This window comes from Pseudomonas sp. LP_7_YM (assembly GCF_004364435.1).
Taxonomy (GTDB): domain Bacteria; phylum Pseudomonadota; class Gammaproteobacteria; order Pseudomonadales; family Pseudomonadaceae; genus Aquipseudomonas.
In genome coordinates this window covers 166,946-189,303 of sequence record NZ_SOCT01000007.1, presented here as the reverse complement: position 1 = coordinate 189,303, position 22,358 = coordinate 166,946, and the positions used below count along the sequence as shown (strand labels likewise).

The following is a 22,358-nucleotide window of genomic DNA, read 5'->3' as shown; positions in this document are numbered from 1 at the left end:
TTAGCGCTCAGCCCCGGGCGCGTGACCAAAATACGCCTTGTAAGCATGGTTGAAGTTAGCGGGATTGGCGTAGCCGAGCCGGTGGCGATCGGCGCCACATGCCATTTGCGCTGACGAAGCAGGGTGCGAGCCAGTGCCATGCGCTGCTGGCGCACATAATCCAGCATCGACTGACCATAGACTCGATTGAAGCCTCAGGGCAGCGTGGTCTCCCCCTACCCCCAGGCTCCGAGCGAGTACCTGAGTACCCGGCGGGTTCATGAGGTCCGGCTGACGACCTCGATGTCCGGCACTTGCGTAATAGGCTGATCGAGACAAAAAAACCAAATGCAGTCATTGAGCGTCCATCATTTTTCAGTTTGGTAAAACACTTGGGTGGGGTTTGGTATTCAGCGACAGGAACTATCTTTCCTGTTATTTCGCAAGGTAATTGCTGAGTGAAAGGCACTTTCGCATTGAACCAATCGAGCCTGACGCGTTTCGAACAGGTCCATTGTATAAAGGCGCTCAGAATGACTAACAAATTTACCCTGCCGTTGCTGTTGATTGCTGCAATGGGTCTTGCCGGTTGTGACAAGTCATCCGAAGACCATGTGCAGGATGCTAACAAGCACGTAGAGACTGCCGATCAGAAACAGGCTGAGGGCAACCCTCAGCAAGCTGCGGATGAGAAGACGCAGGCAGACAAGGATTATGCAGCGGCTCGCGACGCACGTGCGACCGAAGATCGTCACCAACCCCCTTCTCTGGCTTCGCCTGGTTATATAAAAGAGCCGGAAAAAAAATGAGACAGGGCGCAAGCCTCCTGCACGAATAGGTGAGTCTGCGTGGGCTGCACAGGCTTATGCTAGCCGATCATGTTGCGTTCCAGACTGGCGAGGCCGGTCAATGGCACTCGAACCCGCTGGTATGCCCACGCTGCCAGCGAGCAACAGGGTGGTCACCTGGGTCTCGCTCAAGGGCCGGCTGAACAGGTAGCCCTGCCCTTCCTGACAACCATGTTGTCGCAAAAAGCCCAACTCCAGAGAGTCCTCGATACCTTCGGCAACCACGCAGTGCTGCAGGCTTTTACCCATGGCGAGAATCGCGGCAACCACCGCAGAATTATCTGTGCGCAAGTTAACGTGGCGAATGAAGGATTGGTCGATCTTCAATACGTCGAAAGGCAGTTGGGTCAAATAGGCCAGACTGGAAGCTCCGGTGCCAAAGTCGTCCAGCGCCAGGCTAAGCCCGGCAGCCTTGAGACGCGAGAGCACCTGAAAATTGAATGGCAGATCGGACATCAGCACCGTTTCCGTCAACTCCAGCTGCAAGGCCCCCGGTGCGATGCCAGTTTCTTTGAGAATGGCCAGGATATTGTCGACGTAACAGGTCTGCAGTAATTCAATGGTCGACACGTTTACTGCGACACAGACATTGTCCAGACCTTGCTCGCCCCATTTGCGTATCTGTTGGCAAGCGGTGCGTACAACCCAGTCGCCAATCGGGATGATCAACTTGCTGTCTTCGGCGATACCGATAAAACGCGAGGGTGAAATCATTCCCTCACGTGGGTGACACCAGCGCACCAACGCTTCGACGCCGGTGATTCGCCCGCTGCTCAGATCCACCTTCGGCTGATAATGCAGAATGAACTGTCCAAGATCGATGGCGCTGCGCAGATCCGCTTCGATGAGCTGGCGTTCCACAGCCTTGGCGTTCATCGCCGGCATGAAGAATTGATAACGATTGCGGCCCTTTATTTTTGCATCGTAGAGCGCTGTGTCCGCATGTTTGATCAGGTCTTCGACGTTGGTGGCGTCAGAGGGGTAAAAACTGATACCGATACTGGCCGAGATATAAAGCGTTCGTTCATTTAACTGATGTCCCTCGGTAACGCCCTGCAGGATCTTCCTGGCAATGACTTCGACATCCTCATCCACCTGCAATGTCGGCAGCAGTACCACGAATTCATCACCGCCCTGACGACTTACGGTGTCCGAAGCGCGGACACTGCGGGTCAGGGTTTTGGCCACCGAGACCAAGAGTTGGTCGCCTACCGCATGTCCAAGGGAGTCATTGATATGTTTGAAGTTGTCCAGATCAATGAACATCACCGCAAGGCGTTGGCGATGACGCCGCGCAGCGCGAACCGCCTGCTCCAGGCGATCCTGGAACAGCACGCGATTGGGGAGCTGAGTGAGGTAGTCGTGCTCGGCCAGGTAGGTCATTTTCACTTTCATGGCACGCTCTACCGAGACGTCATGAAACACCACCACCGCCCCGGTCAGGTTGCCGCGATAATCGATGATCGGGGCCACCGAATCTTCTATATCCACCCGACTGCCGTCGCGCTTGACTAACACCGCGCCTGCACTGAGACCCGTCGTAGAGCGCTTTTGCAGGGCCATTTGCACCGGATGTGGCTCGTATCCCAAAGAATCATCGAGATCGATGGACATCACCTTGCCGATTGGTTGCCCTGTGGCCGAGGACTTGGACCAGCCGGTCAGCACCTCGGCTGCCGGATTGATAAAGTCGATATTGCCATCGGTGTCAGCGCCGATCACCCCGTCACTGATGGCATTGAGCGTGACCTCGGCTCGCACCGCGCTGCTCTTGAGCTGACTATGCAGCCGAAAACGCAGGACCAGATCACGAACGATCTGGACACTGGCAAGGCTATCTTTTGCATCGCAACTGCCAAAACCTTGCGCCCCGCAGGCGATGAAGGCCTCAGCGGCGCAGCGTTGATGCTCAGCGCCACTCATTAAAACGGGCATATGGGACATGGCATCATAAAATCGACTGAATCTGGCCAGGTCCTTGAATCGACCCCGAGCCATACTGACGATAATAACATCGGCTGAGTGTTTTTTTAGATGGCGAATAACTGAGGCGGAAGTCTGGAAAAACGTTATCAGCCAATCTTCATCATTGGCAGCAAACTGCTTAATAAAGGTAGCGTTTTCGCGAACTCCACAAAGTATAAATATCGGGATAGCCATGCATCCATGCTCCGAGAGACTTCAAGAAAGTATGAAATCAAAATGCCAGTGCGGCCATAATTCGGAGTATGACGCACAGCGAACTAACGTCGCACTTTTACAAATAAATAGATATACAGACCCGGACCGCCGGTCCGAGTTTATTATTAGCCAGCTAAGTAAGTGCAATCCACACATGACCGCTCATCCAGACTTTAGTCTTTATAATCCGTCTTTGCGCAAAAAGGTCATGCTCGGATCAGCACTAACGCGAACCTGGAAAAAGGAAAAGTGACTGACATTGCCAAGGCTCTGAACCAGGGCTTCCACTGCCCTTCGTACCGTGTTGCATGAACTCGGCCGTGAGTGTTCTTGAGTAGAGCAGCGGCTGCCAAAGCGATTACCCTTCGGACTGCTGAGAAGTGTCAACGTCCACTGTCGAACTTGCTTGAGGACGGAATCAACAACTCCGGCAGTCTGGAAAGATCCTTGAGCACCGCGTCAGGTTGCCAGGCAGCATGAAGGGGCTCTCCTTCCCGGTCGATCCAGACAGACCGGATGCCGAGTTCGTGGCAAACCTTCAGGTCAGAGAACTGACCCATGGCTACGTGGATCGTTTCTTCTTTCGTGATCCCCATGAGGGAATAGGCATGGAGGAATAGACGGTGATCGGGTTTGTAGGCTTGCGCCTGCTGGGCAGTCACCACGAAATCAACGGGCGTGCCGATCGCATTGACGGTTCCAGCGATAAGTTTGTCACTGGTGTTGCTGATAATGGCGATCCGGTAATGTTCGCGCAGGCGGCTGAGCGCGGCTGGCACTTCAGGATGGGGCGCGATTCTTCCCAACGTTGCCAACAGCGTATCCAGGTCTTGCGCCGTAGCTTCATGACCATTTTCAGACAATGCCTCGTTGAGACTGGCTTTCAGGACCGCCTCGTACTCGCGAAAGGGAGACCGCTGTTGGTGCTCCATCGCTATCCCTCGCAGCCGGTCTGCCAAGCCGGTGGCTTGTTCCTGCGTCGCTATGGCCCCCAGGTGCTTGTTGAGAATTGCGCCGGCAGCCTGGCGCATTGCTTGATGCCATTGGACGAGAGTGCCGTAGCAGTCGAAGGTAATGACTTGGGGAAGGGGATCGAGTTCAAGCATGGAAATGTTCTCAGATAGGAGACCTCATCATGCATCGTGCTGATTACACACGGCAAGGCTGCTGGCCTTTGGCACTTGGGGAGTTTTCCTGAACTCGGCACCTTTCTTTGGCTGGCCGCGCGTTGCACAGCTTTATCGTGCGCCCTGATTCGGCCATGTCGTCATGCCAGGTCCATGCAAAACCAAATGCAGTGGGATCGTGTCTCTGCATTTGGCCGATCACCATGACCGGCCTCAATGGCCTGTCCTAAACCTTGAAGCGCGACACCAACTGGTTCAAATTGACCGCCAGACTGGACATCTCGCCGCACGCACTGGCCGTTTGGCTCCCCGCTGCAGCGCTCTGCGACGACAAGTCGCGAATGCTTGTGAGGTTGCGGTCCACTTCCCGCGCCACCTGAGCCTGCTCCTCGGTGGCCGCTGCGATCAGCAAGTTGCGATCGTTGATCTGGGCAATGGCTTCAGCGATCTGGCGCAACGAGACGTCAGCGTTCTGTGCCACTGCGATGGAGTTGGCAGCCATCTCGGTACTCAAGCTCATGGCGCTCACCGCTTGGCTGGAATCGCTCTGGATGGCGGTGATCATTTGTTCGATTTCCTGGGTCGACTGCTGAGTGCGATAGGCCAGGGCTCTGACCTCGTCGGCCACCACTGCGAAACCGCGACCCTGCTCCCCCGCACGAGCGGCTTCGATCGCTGCGTTCAAGGCCAATAGATTGGTCTGTTCAGCAATTGCCCGGATGACTTCCACCACTTTGCCGATGTCCTGGGCCCGGCTCGACAAGGTTCTGACCTGCGCATCAGTGACGGCAACGTTGCCAGCCAACCCCTCGATGGCTTTGAGGGTCTGCGCGACATTTTCGATGCCGGTACGGGTGAACTCCTGGGATTGGCGCGAAGCTTTCGAAGCCTCTTCGGCGTTGCGCGCCACCTCATCCACCGCTGCACTCATTTCGTTAACGGCTGTGGCTGCTTGATTGACTTCATCGTTTTGGCGGGCCAGACCGTGACTGGCATCTTCGGTCACAGCTGTCATTTCCTCGGAAGCGGAGGCCAGTTGCGTGGAGGAATCGGCGATATGAGCGATGGTGTTCTTGAGGTTCGTTTGCATCTTCGCAAGCGCACTTAGCAGCCGGCCGGCTTCGTCATGGCCGCTGGACTGAATTTCCCGCGACAGATCACTGCCTGCAATACGCTCGGCCACCGCCAGCGCCGCACTGATCGGTGAGGTGATGCTACGAGTCAGCAATGTTGCCAGCACTACGGTGAGGAGCACGGCGCAACTGACCAGCGTAATGACCAGCGTAATACCGCTGGAGTAAACATGTGCGGCAGTCATCCCGGCCTGTTTGGCCCCCTCATTGTTGAAGGCGGTTAGCTGGCCAACCTGCTCCATCAGTCGATTCGCCAATGGGCGGATGTCGTTGTTGATTGACGCTGAGGCGGCGGCGTTGTCCCCGGCGTGAAGCAGGGTTTCCAAAGCATCCAGCACTTTCCCGTAATCCGCAGAAGTGGCCTGGATGCCTTGATAAAGCGCCCTGTCCTTATCATTGGCAACCAGCGACCCGTAACCCTGAAGGGCATTGACGTAAGCGGTCCTGAAACCGCCGAAAGTGCTTAACGTCTCCTGGCGGAGCTGCGGGTCAGTGGCGGTGCTGGCGCGCAGACTTTCCAATCGCAGACGCAGCAGGCTGCCATCTATCTGCGCGGTCTGGCGGATGCTGGCCATCCAGTTGGTCTCAACGTCCTGCTCGGTGGCGCGCAGTTTGCCCATTTGCAATGCGGCCACCGTCCCCAGTGCGAATACCACGAGCACGATCAGGGAAAAGAAAACAGCTGCTCTCGGCGCCAGGTTCATCGTACGTATGTTCATGCGGTGTGTTTTTCTCCGATCCATGAGTGAGCCATTACCTTCATATCGGCTAACGCAATACGGCCTTAATTCAGGCCGACGAAAGGTGCAGTGGACCGCAGAAATCAGCGCTAAAAAAGCAGCCCGTGGGCTGCTCAAGGTTAACGCTGTGTGTTTAGTGCATCCCGCCGATCAGGCCAAGAGAGCGCGGCACGTCATCGGATTGCAAGTGGGTGATCGGACTGACCATCTTGCCGCCCTGCTCGACCCACCCCATGAAGTTTTCGCCCGCATCCCAGCCCAGCAAGCGCTGCACTTCTTCGGGCAAGCCTTTGAGCACGTCGAACGGTATCGACAGGTATTGGTTCTCTTCCTGACGAATGCAGCCCTGGTCGATACCCATGGTCAAGCCCAGACGCGGCTTGTCGCTGCTGTTGGTCCCGTGGTAGGTGGATCCGATGAACAGCAAGGCTGAACCCACTGCCATGACCGCGTCCACGGTTTCCTCAGGTTCGGGGCGACGCTCGTCGTCCCATTTGTGGCTGCCCGGGATGACCTTGGTAGCGCCGGTCTCTTGCGTGAACTCGGTCATTGCCAACATGATCTGCAGACGCGCCTCGCAGGCATAGTTGGGATGGCGCCAAAGAAAGCGGGTGTCGTCCCGGTGCAACGGCTGCTTGCCCTGGCCCGGATGGATCTCGATGGCCTGGGTCATGCCTATCTGGATCTGCGGGTGATGGTGATGCGCTCGTGGCCAAACCACACCGACACCGGCTTTTGCAGAATCTTCCTGGCGGCCCCCAGGTACAGCGGGTGGAGAACCACATCGACCATACGTGGGAATATAGAGCGGTGGCTGCGGGGGTTACAGGTTGGTGCCAGACATAAACAGGTGAATAACGGCCACCGCGCATTTGCTCATCGACGATGCCGTTGGGCTGCTGGATCAGAACGTCCAAGTCACCAGGGTTTCAAACAGACTCGATACCTTATCGTCGCCGTAGACCTGCCTGGCGCCGTCGCCTGGCTTGGCCACACCGTACACCGCAGTCAGGGTCACCGCCGGAGTCACGGTCCAGTTGGCATACAGATCCAGTTCCTCGGTGAAATCACGGCTGGTCGCATGGTCAGGCTTTTGTCGAACTGAAACCTGGAGCCCATCACGCCAAAGTTCAGGTCCTGACGCGGGATCACGGCCAGCCTGAGCATGTCGATATCGACATTGCTGTTGAACAGCATGTACTCACCGTACGATTCCGCCCTGATACCAGGTGCCATACTCACCGCCATAACCGTAGGTCATCGGATCGTAGGTCTGCGATTTCTTAAAGCCGGTAAGCCATAACGAGCTGCAGCCGGCTGGCACCGATAAGCAGTACGCGCCATCCGTCCCCGACAATGCAACAGGGAGTGTCATAAGGAGGACGCCGTGTGGTGCGGATCATTGCCACACCGCACCTATATGACGTTTTGTCCCTGTATGACGATTTGTGAATCGATCTGTATCTCGCCGCTTCGCATAAAACCTCTCACAATCCTTCCTGAAGGCTATTGGCGATATCTAACGTTGAGATTATGTTCAGGAGCAAATTATGTCTTGCGACCAACAATTTATCGGCGTTTTGGAGCAGTTGGGTTATTCGTTCGAAGCCGGGTTGAAGCGGGGTGGCGATTATTCGGCAACTGTGCGGGACGGTGACAACATCTACGTCAGCGGACAGATACCGCGAATAGCCGACGAGATTGTTAACCCTGGCAGGGTTGGTGCTGACATCAGCCTGAGTCAGGCGCAGGAGGCAGCGACGATCTGTGCGCTTCGTTGCCTTGCGTTACTGCAAGAGCAGGCAGGCTCTTTGGATAAGATCAAGGCCATCGTTCGTATGACCGTCTTTGTACAATCGGCCGACAGCTTCGTGGATCAAAGTGAAGTGGCCAATAGCGCATCGCATATCCTTCACCGTGTGCTAGGTGATGCCGGTATTCATACCCGCACCTCGGTAGGCGTGTACCAATTACCCAAAAACGCGCCCGTAGAGATCGATTTGATTGCCGTGACGAAATAGACGGGACTCGCCTTATCGAAAGAGCGGACGTTGCCCATCCCCTTGAGGGATTTCATGCGATGGCTACTGGTGCAGCCACCCCCTGATGGCCTATCCCAGTAGCCATAATGCTGACAGAGCAATGCTCTGCACATCCTTACGCACTGAGATGAATACTGATGTCACGTCAGCTCAAAACGGTGGTGGGCAACAGATGGCTGCGCGCCCATGTAAGTTTGTAAACTTTCAGAGAAAAGCCAGCACTCGCCCCGCTTTCCTTCAGACGAAAAAAAACCCGGAAATCCACACTTTCGTGGGCCTTCCGGGTTTTGAAGATGGTGGGTCGTGTGGGATTCGAACCTACGACCAATTGGTTAAAAGCCAACTGCTCTACCAACTGAGCTAACGACCCGCTTCGTGGTGGCGCGTATATTACTGATTTTTCTCAGTAATTCAACACCTGATTTGAAAATAATTTAAAAATAACGCGTAGGGTCGGTAACACCGGCCGCTGCGAAGCCTTCTGCACGCAGGCGGCAGCTGTCGCATTTGGCGCATGCGCGGCCCTGATCATCAGCTTGGTAGCAGGAAACCGTCAGTGCGTAATCCACGCCCAGACGCGTGCCTGCCCTAACGATATCGGCCTTGCTCAGCATCTGCAGCGGCGCCTGAATCGTGAAACCCTGGCCCTCTACCCCGGCCTTGGTCGCGAGGTTGGCCATGCGTTCGAAGGATTCTACGAACTCGGGACGGCAGTCCGGGTAACCGGAGTAATCGACCGCGTTTACCCCGATGAAGATGTCTCGCGCGCCCAGTACTTCGGCCCAGCCCAATGCCAGCGACAAAAAAACCGTGTTGCGTGCAGGAACGTAGGTCACCGGGATGCCTTCACCCGGGGTTTCCGGCACGGCAATGTTGGTGTCGGTGAGGGCTGATCCGCCGATACCATTCAGATTGAGACCGATCACCTTGTGCTCGGTCACTCCCAGATCTTTCGCCACTCGCTCGGCCGCTTGCAACTCGGCACGGTGCCGCTGGCCGTAATCGAAGCTCATGGTGTAGCAGCTGAATCCATCGGCCTTGGCCATGGCCACCACGGTTGCCGAATCCAGACCGCCAGACAACAGGATTACCGCTCTTTTATCAGTCATCGTTGATTCACCCATGTCAGCGTCCCGGTTCATCGTTCCAGAGAATTTTATGCAGCTGCAGTTGCAGACGCACCGGTAGGTTGTCGGCAACGATCCAGTCCGCTAGGTCGCGAACATTCAAATCGCGATGCACGGGAGAGAACAACACTTCGCCCGCGCGACGCTCAAGGCCGTACTGAATGATCTTGGACACGGCCCATTCATAGTCTTCCCTTGAGCAGATCACGAACTTGACCTGATCATTGGCGGTTAGTAGATCAATATTTTCATACCGATTGCGCGCGACTTCCTTCGAACCGGGTGTCTTCAAATCGACCACACGGCTGACGCGAGGGTCGACTCTGGAAATATCCAGGGCACCGCTGGTTTCCAGAGAAACCTCGTAGCCTGCGTCACACAGGCGCTGGAGCAACCCAATGGCGTTCGGCTGAGCCAGAGGCTCGCCGCCGGTGACGCAGACATACCGCGGACGGTAGCTGGCCACCTGCTCCATGAGCGAGTCAAGAGTTTGAATAGTGCCGCCGCTGAAGGCGTATTCGCTGTCGCAATAGTCGCAGCGCAGCGGACAGCCAGTCAGACGCACGAATACGGTAGGCAAACCTGCCGTTCGCGTTTCACCCTGCAATGAGTAAAAAACTTCGGTGATGCGTAATGTGTCTTGCATAGGGGCCACGGGCGTAACGGCTAAACAGGCCATCCGCCTCCGTCAGGCACTTGTGCACACTCTGCGCTCGCAGAATCCACACAAGCGTAATCAATACCGGAATTTCGGGTGCGGAATTCTAACGAAAAAAGCCGCGCAACGCGCGGCTTTCTTGAATCGAAATTCAAACGGTCTGGCGATCAAAGACGCTGGAGATCACGCTGAGCCAGTTGTGCGGCCGAAGTCCCAGGGTACTGGGCAACGACTTGCTGCAGAATGCCCTTGACCTTGTCGGTATGACCCAAACGGCGCTCGACATCTGCCAGCTTGTAAAGGGAGTCAGGCACCTTGGCGTGCTTTGGGTAAAGCTGACTCACCTTGGCAAAAGCCTGGCCGGCGCCTTGGAGGTCGCCTTTGGCCAGATTCACCTCGCCCAGCCAATACTGAGCATTGCCCGCGTATTGGCTGTTGGGGTATTTGCGCAAAAAAGCAGAGAAAGCCTGACTGGCCTTGTCGAAATCCTTGGCCTTGATCAGGTCGAAAGCAGCATCGTAATAAAGCTTCTCTTTCGCCGGATCGCCCGGCTCGCTGTTGGCCTGTGGGGCTTGGGCGGCAGCAGGCGCTGCGGATGCTCCGCCGGCGTTTACACCACCGTCGGAAGCTGAATTGTTGGCAGCTGGTGCAGCAGGTGCGCCGCCAGCTCCTATGCGAGAATCGAGATCCTTGTAACGATCCAGCGCTTCTTGCTTCATTTGCCGGATGTCGTTCTGCTGGACTTCGACAACTCCGCGCAAGCGCGAAATTTCATCCTGCATTTGTTGCAACTGCATGAACAGCTGACCTTGCGCCGAAGGCTGGGCAGTAGCCCCGCCTCCGGCGTAGGCGCCCGCCGTACCATAACCCGATGGCGGATAACTGCTGCCAGCGGAGCCAGAGTTGTCATCGACCACAGGAACCGCACCCACCGCTGCAAGAGGAAGGGTGAGAGCCAAAACGGTTAAAGCACGGCGGCACGTTCGCATGTCAAATTACTTACGCAGTTCGACGCGACGGTTTTGAGCCCAGGACTGCTCATCGTTACCGGTAGCAACTGGACGCTCTTCACCGTAGGAAACGAGTTCCAGCTGTGCTGGCGAAACGCCTTGCAGAACCAGGTAGCGCTGAACGGCTTTCGCACGACGCTCGCCCAGTGCCAGGTTGTATTCGCGAGTACCGCGTTCGTCAGTGTTACCTTCCAGAACAACGCGAGCGCCGTTAGCTTTCAGGTCCTTGGCGTGAACGTCCAGAGCGCGCATGGCCTCTGGCTTCAGGTCAGAACTGTCGTATTCGAAGTAGAACGTGGTGATAGCGCGCAGAGCAGCTTCTTCGCTCAGGCTGCCGTCAACAGCACCCGTGTTAGCGCCGTAACCGGCGTTTGGATCTACAGCAGCCCCGCCTTGACCGGCATTATCGCCGCCTTTGGACGAGCAACCTACAGCTACAGCCATGGCCAGAGCCAGCGCAGCAAACTTACCAAACTTCAGCATTTCCATCGTGAAACTCCTAATGAACCCCAGTGTGTTAAGTACAACGTATAGCGCCGCGTCAGTTCAGGTAAGGGGACCAGGAAGGTTCTCTGACTTCGCCTTGAGCGGTAGGAAGCGGGAGCCTTACGCGTCCGTTGATGGACACGAGCATCAAGACTCCCCGGCCCTGCTGGCGGGTGGCGTAGATTACCATGGTGCCGTTGGGCGCAACAGTAGGCGACTCATCAAGGTTGCTGTCTGTGAGGATTTTTACGCTACCGCGCTGCAAATCCTGAGCCGCTACCTTGAAGTTGGTGAAGCCATCCTGACGATGGATCATCACCAGAGTCTTTTCATCGGCCGACAATTTAGGGTTGGCGTTATAGTTGCCGATGAAAGTGACGCGCTCAGCGCCGCCACCGTTAATGCTCGTTTTATAGATCTGTGGTTTGCCGCCACGATCAGACGTGAAATAAATGGTCGAGCCATCTTTACCAAAGAAAGGTTCGGTATCGATGGAAGAATCATTCGTGACCCGCGAAAGCTGACGCGACGCCAGGTTCATCACGTAAATTTCAGGGTTGCCATCTTTGGACAGAACCATTGCCAGCTTGCTGCCATCAGGCGACCAGGCAGGTGCACCGTTAAGCCCCTCGAAGTTGGTGATCTGCTCGCGGCGACCGGTATCGATATGCTGGACGAAGATGCGCGGACGCTTCTGTTCGAACGACACGTAGGCGATGCGCTTGCCATCCGGTGCAAATCTCGGCGACAGGATAGGCTCACGCGATTGCAGCAGTGTTACCGCACGCGCACCGTCGTAGTCAGAACGTTGCAAGGTATAACGGGTGTTGTCAGTACTGAAACGCTCAGCGGTGACATACAACATGCGAGTCGAAAACGCGCCTTTGATACCGGTCAGTTTTTCAAACGACTGGTCAGAGATGTAATGCGCCATGTCGCGTAGCTGGTCGGTGGTACCCGACACGTTGCCCGTCAGCACTTGCTGTTCGGTGGCCACATTAAAGAGTGCATATTGCACTTGAAGGCGACCACCGGCAGGCGTGATGCTGCCGACCATGACGTATTGGGCTCCTAACGCTTTCCAGTCACGGAAAATCACTTCGCTCGCCTGGCTTGGCTGGCTGATCATGTTTTCTTTTGGAATCGGTGAGTAATAGCCCGAATTCAGCAAGTCATTGCCGATGATCTTAGCCATGTCTTCCGGCAATACGCTGCCACCCTGCAGGCCGAAAGGCACGACTGCGATAGGCGTGGCACGGTCACTGCCGCTGGTGACCAGAATGTTCTTTTCGTCGGCAGCGGCGAATCCCGCTGCGCAACAAAGAACGACAAGCAATCCTCGAAGAAGGTTAATCACAAGGCTAGATCCTCAGGTGTGAATGTCATCTTGAATGAACGGTAAGGCGCAAAATCCGAAGGTTTCAGCCCCTGCATCTCTGTCAAACGACCAATATTCTTGACCGCTGCTACTGCCGAACTGTCGAAAGGGCCATCGCCGCTGGACTTGCTGACATTCACCGAAGTAACGGTTCCGTCCGGCAACATGGCGATCTGCAACACGACGGTCATGCCTTTGCGCGCTGAAGGAGGACGTGCCCAGCCTTCTGCAGCTCGCGAGCGAATCAAGTCATCAAAGCTGCCAGCGACCTCATCACCCTTCTCATCGGCCAGCGCCTGCTGGCGTTCGGGCTTGTCGGAGAGCAGGTCAGCCAGTGCTTGCGCCTTCTTCTCTTCCGCCGATTTACGGGCAGCATCCTGGGCTTTCTTCTTGGTGTCGTCTGCAGCTTTCTTCTTGGCATCCTCAGCCGCTTTTTTCTTCGCGTCTTCGGCAGCTTTTTTCTTCGCGTCGTCAGCAGCCTGCTTCTTCGCATCCTCGGCAGCCTTTTTCTTGGCTTCTTCGGTAGCGGCGCGCTTGGCGTCTTCCTCGGCTTTTTTCTTCGCGTCGTCTTCAGCTTTCTTCTTGGCTATATCAGCCAATTGTTTCTCTTCAGCGGTTTTCTTGGCGTCATCCGCTTTTTTGGCCTCGGCCTTCTTTGCATCATCGGCAGCTTTCTTTGCGTCATCGGCCTTTTTGGCGTCTTCCGCTTTCTTCGCTTCCTCAGCCTTTTGATCCTCGGCCTTTTGAGCGGCATCGGCTTTCTTTTGTTCCGCCGCTTTTATGGCTTCCTGCTCAACTTTTTTCTGCTCCATCTGCTCGACTTCTGTTTGCCGCGCAGCGGATTTCTTTGCCTCGCCAGCAAGCTTCTGGTTGGTCTGGGTCGTCGCCTGGCTTTTCGACTTCAGCTGATAAAGCGTGGCCTGCACAATCGGCTTGGCTTCAGGCAACTCCGGCGTCATCGCAAAGCTGACGAACAACAAACCGAAAATCAGAACATGCAATGCCACAGCCCAGACCGAGGGCCAGAAGTAGCTTTCCGAGGCTGACGGCTCTCGAATCGGCTGCATCAGGGTGCCTCGGTAATCAGACCAACGTTCCCGACTCCGGCCTTCTGCAACCCGCCCATGGTGCCCATCACGGCACCGTAGTCCACGGTTTTGTCGCCACGGATGAACACTTGGGTCTGCTTGCCAGCATCACGACCGGCGGCAATGATCTTGGTCACGGCGCTGGTCAGTTGCGGCAAGGTCATGGCCTTGTCCATCTGTTTGTCGGTATCGACTTCGCTGCCAAGGTTCCAGTAATAGGTCTTGTCAGCCTTGATCGAAATGGTCAGGACTTGATTGTTGTTGTCCTGCGGCAAGGCCTCGCTGGAGACCTTGGGCAGATCCACTTTCACGCCCTGGTTAATCATCGGAGCCGTCACCATGAAGATGACCAGCAGCACCAACATCACGTCGATGTAAGGCACCACGTTCATTTCGGCGACCGGCTTGCGTTTGGCGCGTCGACCGCGAGCGATTAAAGCCATTGGGAAATACCTGCTTATTCTTCGCTGGTGTGCACTTTACGGTGCAGGATGGCCTGGAACTCGTCGGCGAATGTGTAGTAACGGCCGATCAGGCTCTCGCCGCGAGCGGCGAAACGGTTGTAGGCAATTACTGCAGGGATTGCTGCGAACAGACCGATGGCGGTAGCGATCAGTGCTTCGGCGATACCCGGTGCAACGGTGGCAAGAGTGGCTTGTTGTGCAGTGGCCAGGCCACGGAAGGAGTTCATGATCCCCCATACCGTACCGAACAGACCGACATACGGGCTGGTGGAGCCTACGGTTGCCAGGAACGGCAAGCTCTGTTCGAGCTTCTCTTCCTCACGGGAGATTGCCACGCGCATGGCACGCGCGACACCTTCCATCACGGCATCAGGGTCTACACCTGGCTGTTGGCGCAGGCGTGAAAACTCCTTGAACCCGGCACGGAAGATCTGCTCCACGCCCGAATCCGGGTCAGGGTTGCTGCCAGCCTGACGATACAGCTTGGACAGGTCGATACCCGACCAGAAGCGCTCCTCGAAACTGTCCAGCGCACGGCGCCCGGCGCGCAGCATGGCGCTGCGCTGAAAAATCATGATCCACGAGGTGACCGATGCGGCCACCAGGATCAGCATCACCAACTGAACCACCACGCTGGCATTGCTGACCAAACTCCACATGGAGGTATGGTCGACGACGTTAGCTTCCACGCTGTATCTCCTGCTCTGAATGTGTACCCGCGCCACTCTGGTCGGCGAAGGCCGTGCGCAGAGTTTCGGGAATGGCCCGGGGTTTCAAACTATCGGCGCGCACACACGCCACCAAAAACTGCCCCTCACAGAGCAGCACATTATCCGCAGCCCGCCTGACCTGTTGCTGGAAGCGCAGGCTGGCACGGTTCAATTCGGTCACTTCGGCGCTAACCAGAAGTTCGTCGTCCAGTCGCGCTGGCTTGTGATAGCGGGCCTCGCTGGAATGCACGACGAACAACAGGTTCTCGTTCCCGGCCATCGCAGATTGAGCAAAGCCCAACTCCCGCAGCCGCTCGGTCCGAGCCCGCTCCATGAATTTCAGATAATTGACGTAGTAAACGATGCCGCCAGCATCGGTGTCTTCGTAGTAAACGCGACACCGATGTGCGAACGACTGACCCCCGTTTTGCGCGCGCATACTCTAGTGCTTACTCCTCAGGTTGCCAATCCGGCAGGCAACTGTTTTTCATCGTTTCTAATGTCAGACGCAAGACTGAATGCGGTGACTGCCCGTCAGACCACCAAACCGCCGAATAAATCGATCAATTCGCCGTTATTCGTCAGCACCATCAATCAATTCATCAGGAATCGACCGTTCGCCCATTCGAGACGGAATGTTGAGGCCGAAATGCAGATACGCATGCCGCGTCACCATGCGGCCACGAGGTGTGCGCATCATATAGCCTTGCTGAATCAAATAGGGCTCGAGCACATCCTCGATGGTGTGGCGCTCTTCGCTGATCGCCGCCGCAAGGTTGTCCACCCCTACAGGGCCCCCGTCGAACTTCTCGATCATGGTCAGCAGCAATCGCCGGTCCTGATGGTCAAACCCACGCTCATCGACATTCAGCAGATTCAGCGCCAGATCGGCGATAGGCTTGGTGATCTGACCATTGGCACGAACCTCGGCAAAATCCCGCACCCGACGCAACAGGCGGTTGGCGATACGCGGCGTACCCCGCGCACGACGGGCGATCTCGAAAGCCCCTTGATCTTCGATGTGCAGTCCCAGGATCCCGGCCGAACGCGACACGATGGTCGCCAGATCGGCGGTACTGTAGAACTCAAGGCGTTGCACGATACCGAAGCGGTCACGCAGCGGATTGGTCAGCATCCCCGCCCGGGTCGTGGCGCCGACAAGCGTGAACGGAGGCAAATCCAGCTTGATCGAGCGAGCGGCAGGACCTTCGCCGATCATGATGTCCAGTTGGAAATCTTCCATGGCCGGATACAGCACTTCTTCGACAATGGGCGAGAGGCGGTGAATCTCATCGATAAACAGCACGTCGTGGGGCTCGAGATTGGTCAGAATCGCCGCCAGATCACCGGGACGTTCAAGCACCGGCCCCGAGGTACTCTTGATCGAAACCGACATCTCTTGCGCGATGATGTTGGCCAGCGTCGTTTTACCCAGCCCCGGTGGGCCGAAGATCAGCGTGTGGTCAAGCGCTTCGTTGCGCCCGCGAGCGGCCTGGATGAACAGCTCCATCTGCTCCCGGACGGGAGGCTGGCCGATGTAGTCCGCAAGACTCAACGGCCGGATGGCTCGATCCAGTTGCTCGTCACGGTCGCGGCCGGTAGCGGCGATCAGGCGGTCGGCTTCGATCACTTACATCATCCCCTTGAGTGCGCGGCGAATCAGATCTTCACTGCTCAAATTCTTGTCTTTTATGGCGGTTACAGCCTTGCTGGCCTCCTGAGGTTTATAGCCCAGGGAGATCAGTGCACTGACCGCGTCGTCCTCGGCAGTCGCCACTGGCACCGCGCCACCCGGACCTTCGGAAACCAGCGCAAATGTGCCGGGCAGCGCGTCCCAGGCCTTGAACCGGTCCTTGAGTTCGACCAACAGACGTTCTGCGGTCTTTTTGCCGACGCCCGGTACGCGCGTCAGCGCCGAAGTGTCCTGCGCCTGAACGCAGCGCACCAGTTCATCGACTTCCAGCGTAGACATCAGCGCCAGCGCCAGCTTGGGTCCGACCCCGTTGAGACGGATCAGCTCGCGAAACATCTGGCGGTCACGCTTCTCGTAGAAGCCGAACAGCAGATGCGCGTCTTCCCTAACCACCAGATGAGTGTGCAGAGTCACCGCCTCGCCCAAGTGTGGCAGGCGATAAAGCGTTGTCATGGGGACTTCTATCTCATAGCCCACACCATTGACATCGAGCACCAGGTACGGAGGCTGCTTTTCGACCAGCGCACCGCGCAAACGTCCAATCACGTATCAGATCCTTTCAAATAACCTGGCACTGCCAGAAACACGGTCAAAACCCTGGTCGCCATGTTTGCAGGACTCACATGAGCTGCAAGTGAAAACTTATAAGCGAATGATGCTATCAGAGCCGCAGGCGACCACCACGGCTGCGCGCAGTCGTCAGACCGTGGGGAATCAGACTGGAGCGGGTATGAGCGTGACACAAGGCAATTGCCAGTGCGTCAGAGGCGTCGATCTGCGGCTTCTTGGTCAACTTAAGAAGGTGCATGACCATCATCATCACCTGATCCTTGTTCGCCCCGCCCGTTCCCGCGACAGCCTGCTTGACTTGCGTCGCTGTGTACTCTGCGATCTCCAGACTTTCTTCCGCACCTGCGACGATCGCTGCGCCTCGCGCCTGACCCAGCTTGAGCGCCGAATCTGGGTTACGCGCCATGAACACTTTCTCGATCCCCATGGTCACCGGGCCGTAAGTCTGGATCACCTCGCGCACACCGCGATAGACAATCTGCAACCGTTCATGCAACAAACCGCTGCCGGTGCGAATACAACCCGAGGCCACGTATTCGCAACCACGCCCGGTGTCGCGTACAACGCCAAAGCCGGTAATTCGCGAACCGGGGTCGATACCTAAAATAAGAGTCATAACGCCTGCAGCTTGAGAAGTGACGCGCACAATTGAACGCAGCATAAAGGCAGAAGCCGGAGGCCGATAGCGCTGATCGAATCAGCGCTTCGTACCCCCGGCCTCAGGTCCTGACGAGAATGAGTGTCAGCCAAGCTGCTCCATCACCTCATCCGGGATATCCGCATTGGAATAAACGTTTTGTACGTCATCCAGGTCCTCGAGCATATCGATCAGCTTGAGTACCTTTTCCGCCATCTCAAGATCAAGCACGGCACTGGTGGTGGGCTGCATGACAATTTCCGCGTCCGCCGCCTTGAAACCTGCAAGTTCCAAGGCATTGCGCACGGCATAGAAACCGGCGAACGATGTAAAGACGTCGATGGACCCATCTTCATGGGTCACGACATCATCGGCATCCGCCTCCATTGCCGCTTCCATGAGTGCGTCTTCATCAGTGCCGGTCGCGAAGGATATCTGCCCCCTGCGCTCGAACAGATACGATACCGACCCATCGGTCCCCAGGTTGCCGCCACACTTGCTGAACGCATGGCGAATGGCAGCTGCAGTGCGATTGCGGTTATCCGTCATCGCCTCGACCATGACCGCCACGCCCCCAGGGCCATAACCTTCATAGCCCAGCTCGACCATATCGTCGGCATCGGCGGCACCCGCACCGCGAGCAATGGCCCGGTCGATGATGTCGCGGCTCATGTTCGCAGCAAGCGCCTTGTCCTGAGCCAGACGCAAGCGCGGATTCGATGCAGGATCACCGCCACCCTGGCGGGCAGCGACGGTCAGCTCACGAATCCACTTGGTGAAAATCTTGCCCTTCTTGGCATCCTGACGCTCTTTGCGATGCTTGATGTTCGCCCACTTGGAATGACCAGCCATAACACGCTCCAAACTTTGAAACACGCACGTCACGCTCGATCAATAGACCGTAACGCTTCACTCGAATCTTTACTCGGCCAGATGAAGGGGCAGAGCGAATCGCCCTGCCCCCTTTGCGCAAAAGCTGTATTACTCGGCCTTCGGCGTTTCACGCAGGCGAATGTGCAATTCGCGCAGCTGCTTGGCATCGACCAGTCCCGGCGCCTGAGTCATGACGTCCGCAGCGCTCTGGGTTTTCGGGAAGGCAATGACTTCGCGAATCGACTGAGCACCCGTCATCAGCATGACCAGACGGTCCAGACCGAATGCCAGACCGCCGTGCGGCGGCGCACCATACTTCAGGGCATCAAGCAGGAAGCCGAATTTCTCCTGTTGCTCACCTTCGGAGATGCCCAACAGACGGAATACCGCCTGCTGCATTTCCTTGCGGTGGATACGGATCGAACCGCCCCCCAGCTCAGTGCCGTTCAAAACCATGTCGTAAGCGCGCGACAAAGCGGTAGCCGGGTTGGCTTCCAGTTCTTCGGGCGAGCACTTGGGTGCCGTGAACGGATGGTGCAATGCGGTGAAGCTGCCGTCCTCGTTCTCTTCGAACATCGGGAAGTCAACAACCCACATCGGCGCCCACTCACAGGTAAGCAGATTGAGATCGTGACCGAGCTTGATACGCAGCGCACCCAGCGCTTCGCTGACGACCTTGAACTTGTCGGCACCGAAGAACACGATATCGCCGTCCACTGCACCAACGCGATCCAGGATCACGTTCAGGTTGGCTTCCGGAATGTTCTTGACGATAGGCGACTGCAGGCCTTCGACGCCTTTGGTGCGCTCGTTGACCTTTATGTAGGCCAGCCCTCTGGCGCCGTAGATGCCGACGAACTTGGTGTAGTCGTCGATCTTGCTGCGAGGCATGCTCGCGCCGCCCGGAACGCGCAATGCAGTCACACGGCATTTAGGATCATTGGCCGGGCCACTGAATACCTTGAATTCCACGTCCTTGAGCTGGTCGGCGACGTCTACCAGTTCCAGAGGGTTGCGCAGGTCTGGCTTGTCGGACCCGTAACGGCGCATGGCTTCTTCGAAGGTCATGTGCGGGAAGTCGCCGAACTCCAGGTCCAGAACTTCCTTGAACAGCTTGCGAATCATGCTCTCGGTGAGACCCATGATGTCGGATTCGTTAAGGAAGCTGGTCTCGATGTCGATCTGAGTGAATTCAGGCTGACGGTCGGCACGCAGGTCTTCATCCCGGAAGCATTTGGCAATCTGGTAATAGCGGTCAAAACCGGCAACCATCAACAGCTGCTTGAACAGTTGAGGTGACTGCGGCAGAGCGAAGAAACTGCCTGCATGCGTACGGCTCGGTACCAGATAGTCGCGAGCACCTTCCGGGGTGGCCCGAGTCAGGATCGGGGTTTCGACATCAAGGAAACCGTGGCCATCCAGGAAGCCACGGATGCTGGAAGTGATGCGCGAGCGCAAACGCAGCTTCTCGGCCATTTCAGGACGACGCAGATCGATGAAGCGATAGCGCAGGCGCGTTTCTTCACCAACGTCGGAGTATTCGTTCAAAGGGAACGGCGGAGTTTCCGACTCGTTCAGGACTTCGAGTTCATAACCCAGGACCTCAATGGCACCAGAAGCCATGTTCGGGTTGACGGCGCCAGCCGGGCGAGCGCGGACCTTGCCGGTCAGTTTGACGACGTATTCACTGCGGACACGGTCAGCAATGGCAAAAGTATCAGCGCGATCCGGATCGAAGACCACTTGAGCCAAACCCTCACGATCGCGTATGTCGAGGAAAATCACACCCCCGTGATCACGACGGCGGTGGACCCATCCGCAAAGGGTAATTTCCTGACCTTCCAGGCTTTCGTTCAGTTGGCCGCAATAATGGCTGCGCATCATGATCGTGTATTCACTTCTCTTAATTCGGAATTCAGTGGAGCTCTCGCCCGTCGCCAGTGCGCAATGGTGCAGGAGCCTTGGCGTGCAGTTCAACCCGACGGTCAGTTCCTGCGCTCCATAGTTAGGCGGGGGATTATATAGGGTTAATCAAGGCTGTGCAGCCGCACCGGGCGCCAGGGATGAAGAAGTCGCCCGCAGCGGGTATTTCCCGCTCCCGGACGACCGCCGTGTTACACGGGCCCGCCGTTCGCGTACCCGCAAGAATGAGCGCCTTCGAGTTCAGGCAGACGAGAGTCGAAAGCCTTCGGCCTTCAAAAGGTGCGTGACGCACACCACACGAATCAACCCGCTGAAATTCTTCACACCGCCGTAACGCAGGTGCACTTCTCGATCAACGTAGGACAAAACCGCATTAATCGAACAACTATTACAACTTGCGATCTCCGACAGGATATTCCAGTAGACCCCCTCCAGGCGCAAACAGGTAGCCAGGCCGTTGAGCCTTACCGAGCGCGACTGTGGCTGAGCCAGGTCCATATTGAAGTTCTCGACGAACGGATCACTGAGAATTTTGCTACATCGGTGTACATCCTTGACCTCCCTTGCGGCATTTTGACTCATAAAAACCCCCTTGATGCAATTTCTAGCAGAGCGACAGAAACATTTGAAAATCAAATAAACGACATGTCTATCAAGCCCTATTCACAGGGGGTTAACCAGTGGAAGTAACACTTATGAAATGTAGGACATCACCACAATTACAAGGCGAAAACCGAATGATCACTAAGCGAAGCCAGCGGAATATAAAAATGGTGTTACATATGTATGCCTTGGGGAATGATGACCAAGTGGCAGGACTGAAGAATAGTTCTAATTAATCAGACGTTATCGGTCACTAAATCGATTCAGCTAAAAGCTTTACTTATGAAACTTCCAAAAAAGTATGCTCATTGCCTGAAACGGCTTAGGCGCGAGGCCCAAGGGAGTCGTCATCGAAAGGCGGGGGGCTGTGAGCGGCATTACCCACCGCTCACAGTGGACAGTTACTTGCTTTCGAGCATCGCACGCAACATCCACGCGGTCTTTTCATGGACCTGCATGCGCTGGGTCAGCAGGTCAGCCGTAGGTTCGTCGCTAACCTTGTCCAGCAACGGGAAGATCCCGCGGGCCGTACGCGTGACGGCCTCTTGCCCGTTTACCAGCGAACGGATCATGTCCTCGGCACCGGGAACACCCTCTTCTTCCTTGATAGAGGACAGACGCGCATAAGTCGAGTACGTCCCGGGAGCCGGAAAGCCCAGTGCACGGATGCGCTCTGCGATCAGGTCAACCGCCAGTGCCAGTTCGTTGTATTGCTCCTCGAACATCAGGTGCAAGGTGCGAAACATAGGGCCTGTGACGTTCCAATGGAAATTATGGGTTTTCAGATACAACACATAGGTATCTGCCAGCAGGCGTGAAAGGCCGTCCACGATTGATTTGCGGTCTTCCTCGCTAATGCCGATATCAATTGCCATGCTAATTCCTCTTCATATGATGACGTTTCAAGAAAGCTGCTGACACTCTAGCAAGACGTGAGAAACCGCGCAGCCATCTGTAAGGAGTCGCATTGCGCCAGACACCCGCACATGCCCTTTGCGTGGGATGCTGACCGGCGGCGAAGGAATTGGCAGACAGCCGCAACGCTCTCTGGCAGATATCCTGACTGGCGACCGAGAGGGCTCTGGAAC

Annotated in this window: 23 protein-coding genes, 1 tRNA gene and 1 pseudogene; 2 read left to right on the top strand and 23 right to left on the bottom strand. The window is 56.4% G+C overall.

The features are described from left to right. Positions 1–264 (bottom strand): annotated as a pseudogene (locus EC915_RS25320) (helix-turn-helix transcriptional regulator); the annotation flags it as partial. Positions 265–437: 173 nt separating this feature from the next. On the opposite strand from EC915_RS25320, the gene EC915_RS17660 reads away from it, so the two are divergent. Continuing rightward, the gene (locus EC915_RS17660; protein WP_177413392.1) at positions 438–788 is read left to right on the top strand and encodes a hypothetical protein; all 351 of its coding nucleotides are present in this window, start codon (positions 438–440) and stop codon (positions 786–788) included. 54 nt (positions 789–842) lie between these two features. On the opposite strand, the gene EC915_RS17655 is transcribed toward EC915_RS17660, so the two are convergent. The 5 genes from EC915_RS17655 to EC915_RS17635 all read right to left on the bottom strand — a co-directional run bounded on the left by EC915_RS17655 (position 843) and on the right by EC915_RS17635 (position 7,244). Continuing rightward, the gene (locus tag EC915_RS17655; protein WP_166651017.1) at positions 843–2,771 is read right to left on the bottom strand and encodes a bifunctional diguanylate cyclase/phosphodiesterase; all 1,929 of its coding nucleotides are present in this window, start codon (positions 2,769–2,771) and stop codon (positions 843–845) included. Between the two features lie 620 nt (positions 2,772–3,391). Continuing rightward, entirely contained in the window at positions 3,392–4,114 is a 723-nt protein-coding gene (locus EC915_RS17650; RefSeq protein WP_133751808.1) for a haloacid dehalogenase type II, read from the bottom strand. A 247-nt stretch (positions 4,115–4,361) separates the two neighbouring features. Beyond that, positions 4,362–5,972, bottom strand: coding sequence for a methyl-accepting chemotaxis protein (locus EC915_RS17645; RefSeq protein WP_372237919.1), 1,611 nt, complete (start codon positions 5,970–5,972; stop codon positions 4,362–4,364). Positions 5,973–6,141: 169 nt separating this feature from the next. Beyond that, positions 6,142–6,729, bottom strand: a complete 588-nt coding sequence (locus EC915_RS17640) for a phytanoyl-CoA dioxygenase family protein (RefSeq protein WP_256658763.1) — start codon at positions 6,727–6,729, stop codon at positions 6,142–6,144. Between the two features lie 305 nt (positions 6,730–7,034). Further along, positions 7,035–7,244, bottom strand: coding sequence for a hypothetical protein (locus tag EC915_RS17635; RefSeq protein WP_133751806.1), 210 nt, complete (start codon positions 7,242–7,244; stop codon positions 7,035–7,037). 314 nt (positions 7,245–7,558) lie between these two features. On the opposite strand from EC915_RS17635, the gene EC915_RS17630 reads away from it, so the two are divergent. Continuing rightward, entirely contained in the window at positions 7,559–8,029 is a 471-nt protein-coding gene (locus EC915_RS17630; protein WP_133751805.1) for a RidA family protein, read from the top strand. 315 nt (positions 8,030–8,344) lie between these two features. Here the strand turns inward: EC915_RS17630 and EC915_RS17625 are convergent. From EC915_RS17625 to EC915_RS17545, 17 genes are all read right to left on the bottom strand, one after another. Next, positions 8,345–8,420: transfer RNA gene (locus EC915_RS17625), tRNA-Lys, on the bottom strand. A 64-nt stretch (positions 8,421–8,484) separates the two neighbouring features. After that, complete coding sequence (gene queC, locus EC915_RS17620; RefSeq protein WP_166651016.1) at positions 8,485–9,159, bottom strand: 7-cyano-7-deazaguanine synthase QueC; 675 nt, start codon at positions 9,157–9,159, stop codon at positions 8,485–8,487. Positions 9,160–9,175: 16 nt separating this feature from the next. Continuing rightward, positions 9,176–9,823 (bottom strand): 7-carboxy-7-deazaguanine synthase QueE, encoded by a 648-nt coding sequence (queE, locus tag EC915_RS17615; RefSeq protein ID WP_133751803.1) that lies wholly within the window; start codon positions 9,821–9,823, stop codon positions 9,176–9,178. Between the two features lie 179 nt (positions 9,824–10,002). Then, positions 10,003–10,824 carry a tol-pal system protein YbgF gene (gene ybgF, locus EC915_RS17610; RefSeq protein WP_133751802.1) on the bottom strand — a complete coding sequence of 274 codons (822 nt, stop codon included), beginning with the start codon at positions 10,822–10,824 and terminating at the stop codon, positions 10,003–10,005. Positions 10,825–10,830: 6 nt separating this feature from the next. Further along, positions 10,831–11,334: a peptidoglycan-associated lipoprotein Pal gene (gene pal / locus EC915_RS17605; protein WP_133751801.1), complete on the bottom strand. Its 504-nt coding sequence runs from the start codon at positions 11,332–11,334 to the stop codon at positions 10,831–10,833. 52 nt (positions 11,335–11,386) lie between these two features. Next, positions 11,387–12,688, bottom strand: a complete 1,302-nt coding sequence (gene tolB / locus EC915_RS17600; RefSeq protein WP_133751800.1) for a Tol-Pal system beta propeller repeat protein TolB — start codon at positions 12,686–12,688, stop codon at positions 11,387–11,389. Further along, a complete protein-coding gene (gene tolA / locus EC915_RS17595; protein WP_133751799.1) occupies positions 12,685–13,776 on the bottom strand; it encodes a cell envelope integrity protein TolA in 1,092 nt (363 codons plus the stop codon). The genes tolB and tolA overlap by 4 nt, the downstream gene beginning before the upstream one ends. Continuing rightward, entirely contained in the window at positions 13,776–14,231 is a 456-nt protein-coding gene (gene tolR / locus EC915_RS17590; protein ID WP_177413396.1) for a protein TolR, read from the bottom strand. Before tolR ends, tolA begins: the two co-directional genes overlap by 1 nt. Positions 14,232–14,254: 23 nt before the next feature. Next, complete coding sequence (tolQ, locus tag EC915_RS17585) at positions 14,255–14,950, bottom strand: protein TolQ (RefSeq protein WP_133751798.1); 696 nt, start codon at positions 14,948–14,950, stop codon at positions 14,255–14,257. Next, positions 14,940–15,410 carry a tol-pal system-associated acyl-CoA thioesterase gene (ybgC, locus tag EC915_RS17580; protein ID WP_133751797.1) on the bottom strand — a complete coding sequence of 157 codons (471 nt, stop codon included), beginning with the start codon at positions 15,408–15,410 and terminating at the stop codon, positions 14,940–14,942. The genes tolQ and ybgC overlap by 11 nt, the downstream gene beginning before the upstream one ends. A 135-nt stretch (positions 15,411–15,545) precedes the next feature. After that, on the bottom strand, positions 15,546–16,601 hold the full coding sequence (ruvB, locus tag EC915_RS17575; RefSeq protein ID WP_133751796.1) for a Holliday junction branch migration DNA helicase RuvB: 1,056 nt from the start codon (positions 16,599–16,601) through the stop codon (positions 15,546–15,548). Next, positions 16,602–17,210 carry a Holliday junction branch migration protein RuvA gene (gene ruvA, locus EC915_RS17570; protein WP_133751795.1) on the bottom strand — a complete coding sequence of 203 codons (609 nt, stop codon included), beginning with the start codon at positions 17,208–17,210 and terminating at the stop codon, positions 16,602–16,604. A gap of 115 nt (positions 17,211–17,325) precedes the next feature. Then, positions 17,326–17,850, bottom strand: coding sequence for a crossover junction endodeoxyribonuclease RuvC (gene ruvC, locus EC915_RS17565; protein WP_133751794.1), 525 nt, complete (start codon positions 17,848–17,850; stop codon positions 17,326–17,328). A 126-nt stretch (positions 17,851–17,976) separates the two neighbouring features. Beyond that, on the bottom strand, positions 17,977–18,723 hold the full coding sequence (locus EC915_RS17560; RefSeq protein WP_133751793.1) for a YebC/PmpR family DNA-binding transcriptional regulator: 747 nt from the start codon (positions 18,721–18,723) through the stop codon (positions 17,977–17,979). A gap of 129 nt (positions 18,724–18,852) precedes the next feature. Next, entirely contained in the window at positions 18,853–20,628 is a 1,776-nt protein-coding gene (gene aspS, locus EC915_RS17555; RefSeq protein ID WP_133751792.1) for an aspartate--tRNA ligase, read from the bottom strand. A gap of 279 nt (positions 20,629–20,907) precedes the next feature. After that, positions 20,908–21,249, bottom strand: coding sequence for a ribbon-helix-helix domain-containing protein (locus tag EC915_RS17550; RefSeq protein ID WP_133751791.1), 342 nt, complete (start codon positions 21,247–21,249; stop codon positions 20,908–20,910). Positions 21,250–21,671: 422 nt separating this feature from the next. Further along, complete coding sequence (locus EC915_RS17545) at positions 21,672–22,145, bottom strand: Dps family protein (RefSeq protein ID WP_133751790.1); 474 nt, start codon at positions 22,143–22,145, stop codon at positions 21,672–21,674. Positions 22,146–22,358: the final 213 nt, after the last annotated feature.